Source organism: Polynucleobacter sp. 35-46-11, from assembly GCF_002281105.1.
Map to the genome: position 1 here is coordinate 1 of NZ_NCFJ01000127.1, position 5,900 is coordinate 5,900.

The 5,900-nt window shown below is 43.9% G+C and carries 7 protein-coding genes; all 7 read right to left on the reverse strand.

Annotated elements, in window-relative coordinates:
- The coding region (locus tag B7Y67_RS09725) for a hypothetical protein (RefSeq protein WP_293598474.1) at window positions 1–253 on the reverse strand (253 nt) is incomplete at its 3' end.
- Window positions 250–837, reverse strand: a complete 588-nt coding sequence (locus B7Y67_RS09730; RefSeq protein WP_293598475.1) for a hypothetical protein — start codon at window positions 835–837, stop codon at window positions 250–252. The genes B7Y67_RS09725 and B7Y67_RS09730, both read right to left, overlap by 4 nt.
- A gap of 80 nt (window positions 838–917) precedes the next feature.
- Complete coding sequence (locus B7Y67_RS09735) at window positions 918–1,295, reverse strand: DUF2946 family protein (protein WP_293598476.1); 378 nt, start codon at window positions 1,293–1,295, stop codon at window positions 918–920.
- Window positions 1,296–1,316: 21 nt separating this feature from the next.
- The gene (locus tag B7Y67_RS09740) at window positions 1,317–1,733 is read right to left on the reverse strand and encodes a DsrE family protein (RefSeq protein ID WP_293598477.1); all 417 of its coding nucleotides are present in this window, start codon (window positions 1,731–1,733) and stop codon (window positions 1,317–1,319) included.
- Between the two features lie 82 nt (window positions 1,734–1,815).
- Window positions 1,816–2,286 (reverse strand): TlpA disulfide reductase family protein, encoded by a 471-nt coding sequence (locus B7Y67_RS09745; RefSeq protein ID WP_293598478.1) that lies wholly within the window; start codon window positions 2,284–2,286, stop codon window positions 1,816–1,818.
- Window positions 2,279–3,523 (reverse strand): sialidase family protein, encoded by a 1,245-nt coding sequence (locus tag B7Y67_RS09750; RefSeq protein WP_293598479.1) that lies wholly within the window; start codon window positions 3,521–3,523, stop codon window positions 2,279–2,281. Before B7Y67_RS09750 ends, B7Y67_RS09745 begins: the two co-directional genes overlap by 8 nt.
- A 26-nt stretch (window positions 3,524–3,549) precedes the next feature.
- Window positions 3,550–5,697, reverse strand: coding sequence for a TonB-dependent receptor (locus B7Y67_RS09755; protein ID WP_293598480.1), 2,148 nt, complete (start codon window positions 5,695–5,697; stop codon window positions 3,550–3,552).
- Between the last annotated feature and the right edge of the window lie 203 nt (window positions 5,698–5,900).

The following is a 5,900-nucleotide window of genomic DNA, read 5'->3' on the forward strand; positions in this document are numbered from 1 at the left end:
TTGAGAGCATGACAATAAAGGCCGCAATAGCCAAGGTCATGACCATACCCAGAAAAAAGATCTCCGTGGCGATAACTAAGATATCAATAATTCGCTGTGCCTTTGCAGAGAGCAGGAATCTAGCCAATAAACTTGGTAGCCCTAAAGCCAAACCACCCAAAACAATAAATTGGGGGAGCTCATGCAAGATCTTGCGCTCCAGACCTGGCTCATAAACTTGATAGCCAGGTAACTTTCTTAGCCATTGGCTCATGCTGCCAACCTATCGTAGTAGCTAAAACTGCTGCCACGCTGAAAGATATCCCCTTTGCTGGATAGTTCCCCCTTTAAGACCTCTAAGCGCTCATCAATCATGGCATAGACGGGTCTTAGAGATTTTGCTTGCTCAGACAACAAGCTACTGAGCTCCCTCTTAGAGAAGGCACTCATACCGGCTGTACCCATCAAAGCAAAAATACCCGTACCTAGCTGGCGCTTATATTTTTCGATGTCCTTAATCTTCTTATGCAGAATGGCTAAATCCTTTAAATACGATCTTCCAAGCTTTTGAGGGACATATCCTAAGTAGTGATCATCAAAACTTTGAATAAAAGCATCGTCTGAAGGTAAATCCTTGGGAAGCTTGACGACAAATGCTCTTCTAGACGATTGATTGATCCAAATAAAACGAATTAGCTCTACACAAGAATAGCGATCTACAGGCTTGCGCGACGGGAACCGATTATCACAATAATGCCCCTGAATCTGATCACTTGGCAGCGACATTTTCTCGGATAACTGGACAATAATCTGTTTTGCTGTTGCCCCATTTTCGGGGCGCTCAATAATGGCGTACATCTAAACCTCCGCATTTATTCTTAAACCAAAGGCAATCCTTCTTGCCAAACGACATGGCAAAACCATGTCAACAAAGTGATTTAAGACTGAGTGGGCGGCGCTCTAGATGGAAGTTTGACCCATGCAGAAATTATCTGAGGGGCTTGATAAGAGCTTGATGATTGAGCTACATAGCCTAGTTGGGCTACAAACTCAAATGCACTAACGCTAGGCAATAAATAGATTGGCTGAACTACGCAGTATGGGCAGTGACTACCCATAGCGGGTGATGAGGAAGTCTCATCATCACCGATGACCTGAGTCATCTTGCTGCCATTGCCAGAACAAATCTCAACTACAAAACCTTGGCCACTATTAGCCAAAGATAAGGCTTGTGAAACAGCAGGCGCAAGCGCACCCAGCAAGATAGCCAAAGCGGCTATCCAGTGAACGAGCTTGCGGCGCTTAATAAAATACATAGATAAGAAAGCGAATCTCTATTACCAGCTCATCGTCTTGGTGCCGTCTTTAAATAAGGCGTCACCAGTTACTTTAGGACTACCCAGCTTTACACCAGAAATCAGATCGGCTTCAGTAAAACCAGCCTGCTTTAAACACATTGGGCACATGATGACCAAAGCACCGCTAGCAATCACTTCAGATAAAGCCTGTTGCTGGTCAGCAAATTTAGAAGAGCCAGCCTTCACACCCATCATCACCGCCTTGTCATTTAAGAAAATAGTCAACGGATGGCCATTGGCAGAATGATGTTTGCCAAAATTGATAGCCATGGTTGAGCGATGCAATTCATCTGTTGAAAGATTAATGAAGAGCGGATCATTAGCGCCAGCAAAAGCTGAAAGTGACAAAGTGGCTAATACTGCAATAACAACAGCTTTAAGTGATTTCAAAAACATAGTGACATTCCTTTTTTAATAAAACAGTTTATTTTCTTAATTAATTGAATTGGCAACTTGATGTACATCAAAAATTTTCATCTTATAAACCAAACCACGCTTGAAGCTGGGGGAAATTCATGGGGCCAGTTTTTCTGATCGCCTTGCCACTTTTATCAATTAGGATTGTTATTGGAGTCTCCCCGCGCCACTTGGGATCTATCTCATGGCGTAGTTGTTCATCGAAGACCGTGCTCACGTAGTAATTATTTGCTTTATCAAGATTTGCCTTGATCAGCATCTTTTGAATCATTTGAGGTGATACATCATCAACTTGAATAAAGATAACGTTGGCTTTCTTATTAGCGGCAACAAATTTTCCCCATTGAGGCATCTCCTTTGCACAAGGAGCGCAAGTTACCCCCCAGAAATGAATGGCCATTGGAGAGCCACTAGAAGCTTTTGCAATGGAAGCCCAATCCCCGCTCTGGTATGGCTTTAGCACTCCAGTGTCAGCCATTGATATGCTTATTGCTGCGAACATCATCGCAAATGCAAATATCAATCTATTCATTATTTTTTCCTAACTCGATTAGCTGGTAACCATCCATGCGTGTTAACCAGGACAGGTAGACTTTGCCCTGCTGTGAAATAAGTAGCGGATGATCTGAGTAACCAGATGTTTCGAAAATCGCCCTGGGAACTGACCATGTGCCACCGTCATCATGAGAGCGCTTCATATAAACAGTAGAAACACTTCCATTAAATTCTTTCCATACCAAGTAAATATTCTGACCAAGAGCCAAAAGGTATGGTCTAGATACATTTGCCCCATCGGCGCCAACCCTTACAGGCTTAGAGTAACTACGACCCTGATTGACTGAATTCGCGTAAAAAACTCCAGAGCGTCGTTCGCCTTGCGTAAACCAAGCCACATGCATTTTTCCAGTCTCTGAAATGGCAATGGTTGGCCCATGATGAGGACAGGCATCCGTCCGCCATTGATCATCAGAAACACGTCGAATCGGCTCAGCAGCCTTTGGAGAGACAATCTGGGTAGCATGATCCCTGATACCACCAGGGAAGATTGCCCTATAAATAATTGCAGTTTCTCCAGCGGAACTCAATGCGGCCCCAATTCGGCAACACTCACAACTATGTTCATTGGCAATACGCTCAACCCCAAACGTCTTACCAGCATCAGTAGAAAAGGAATAGGCGATCGACCCCCCCAATCTTTTTTCCCCTCCTTGCTTAGCTGCAGAGACAAGACGTTTATCAACCCATGCCATAAAAATAGAGTTATCAGGACTAATTAACACCGATGGAAAGCGCTGACTGGATCCATCCTCAATCAAAGATGTTGGAGCTGAAAAAGTGGCACCCTCATCGCTAGAGCGTGAAGTATTAATCTGAGCGTTCCAATTAGAATCCTTGAAGAAGGCATATGCCAGAAAAATATTTCCATTTGAATCGGAAACAATTTGTGGTCGAGCATCACTTCCAGAATCAAGCGACTTTCCATGTTCAGCAATTTTTACAGCGGGGCTAAACGTTTTTCCCATATCATCAGACTTGGCGAACGAAACAACTCCGCCGCCAGTCCAAGCTAGAAGCAACTTACCATCACTACCTAGAAATGGCGTTGCAGCACTCGCACAATCCAAGCCTGACCCCTTGCATGATGAAGGGGACTTGGCAGACTTATTCATCCCGGAATGGGATGAGTGGTCCATTTGAGCAACAGCCAGATCAATCCCGCCCCATACCAAGAGACTCAGAATTAAAACCTTGGCCACGTCAAGTAGCATGAAATGAAACGAGTTTTTTATTGTTATCAAAATGTTATCCGACCACCAACGGTGATTGTTTGAGGCTGACCAGCAATATATTGAGAGCCAGAACCAAATGTTATGTAATTACGGTTCAATAAGTTCACAGCGCTCAAGTAAATAGTTGCATTTGGTGTTACCTCGTAGTTAGCCCTTGCACCCACTACAGCATATGCCGGTATTGGACTAGTATGGGCTGTGTCATACCAAGAATTTCCAATGTAGCGAACTGAGGCAGTCAAGCTTGCCTTTGGAATTGGAAAATAAGTAACGCTCGCGCTACCCATATTCCTAGGAGTGCCCGCAATTTGAGAGCCTGTCGGGTTCAACGCCTGACTAATTGCCCCATAAGTGGAAGTTAATACAGCCTTGGTTAATGTATAGCCAAGGTCTGTTGCCCATTTAGAGCTAATGTCATAATGCGCCTGCACTTCCAATCCAGCACTACGAAGTGATTGATCATTACTATACGATTTGGCACCAGCACTACAGACTGGCGCACAAGTGCTCGCAATTTGGGCGCCAGTCATGGTGTATGTAGCAATAGCATTTGTAACATTCGCATTAAAACCTGTTACCTGAATGAATCCAGATTTCCAGCGATAGTCAGACCCAATCTCATACCCAGTCATATTCTCCGGGGTTAAAAATGGATTATTACTAACGTAACTTGCTCCCGATCCATAGCTACGGATTGAATTATTCAAACCGGGAGCATGGAAAGCTTGATAAGCAGCAGCCCTGAAATCTAACTCCCTAGAGGCGCGATATAAAAGGCCTAAATTCGGACTGAATTTTGTTTTAGATTGATTGGGAACGGCCGTACTTACCTGTGCCCCACCAACTGCTTGCGTGTAATTCGTAGGGATCTGGCTAGTCCAGTTGTCAACCCTAGCTGACAGAGTTGCTTGCAGTGGAATGGATTTAAGATTTGACTTGAGTTGCCCCAATATGCCTAAAAAGTTTTGCGTGCCCTCCGCAACAACCTGCGAGGTTAATCTACCGAGATTACTTGTTTGGAAATTTGCAGAACCAGGCGAGGCATAGTTATTTTGAAAATTTGATGCTGACAACTGCTTTGCATCGGCACTAAATATAAGTTGATCAATTACTGAATTTTGTAAGTTATTCGTATATTGAGCTGATCCCCCAACTTGGTAATAGGGGTTATGGAAAGTAGCATTAATATATGGGCTATTTGAGGCTACATTTTGCTGCTGCAAGGTCGTGTTCTCATAGAAAGCATTAACCTGCACCTGCTCACTGGAATTCAGCCTAGTAGTGGTGCCGCCGGAAAGCGTTGTCTCATTGGTAGATTTTCTAGCAAAGTTATAACCTCCAACAGGCAGATTGGACATTGAATGAAGCCCGAAATTAAAGAAGCCATCAGTATCCTGACTAACCTTTAAGGATCCCTGTAAACGGTAGTTAGCACTCTCAGCACTTTCATTTCCCATTCCACGCTTAATGGCGGCTGGCGAAGCTGGGGAAATTGTTGCGATATTTTGGTAACCCTCGGTACTAAAGTAATCAGCAGAAGCTCTCAACTTGAAGGAGTCACTTATTGCAAATTCTTTTGATACGGCTGCCGTCCCAGTTGCGTAAGATCCAAGACTTCCCGACACCTCCCCCTTGTTATCACTTATGGGCTTGGTAGTAATGTTAATCACACCTCCCATACCCATATTTCCATAAAGACTAGAAACGCCACCGCGGATAAATTCAACATCCTGAATCGCTGACATTGGCACTAGATTCCACTGCACCGTTCCGTACATTGCATCGTTAGCAGGTACACCATCAATCAGCACCAAGGTTCTAGCATTTCCCAATCCACGAACATTAATACTTTGACCTGTTGGATCTTTTTGATAGTAAGGCTGATCGTTCAAAAATACACTTGTCTGGTTTTTAAGAACTTGATCAATCGTTTGCTCAGGTGCAATCTCCAACTCTTCTTTAGTCAAAATTGTGGTGTTTTGAGTCATATCTTTGAGGGTAGTACCTGATTTTGTGGCAGTTACCACCATATCAGCCAGCTTCTGATCGTAATCAGGTGGTGGTGCAATTTGAGCCTGAGCGCCACTAGATATCAACATTGATCCAAATAGCATGCCGATGCATGCGCTAATTTTCTTTTGCTTCAATAACATTTAATTCTCCACACAACATCACGGCAACATGATTGCCAATTACATAGCTAGGCTATGCCCTAAAAAACAATTAGGCTTGTGTAGGAGGCGCTGCTGAAGGCGGTGTTACCCAAACAACGAGTGGCTTAGGTGATTGATAGAAAAGCTGTGGCAGCAAAGCAAGTGTTTGCGGCGCTTGGAATGTAAGATTGGTATTGAAGGTT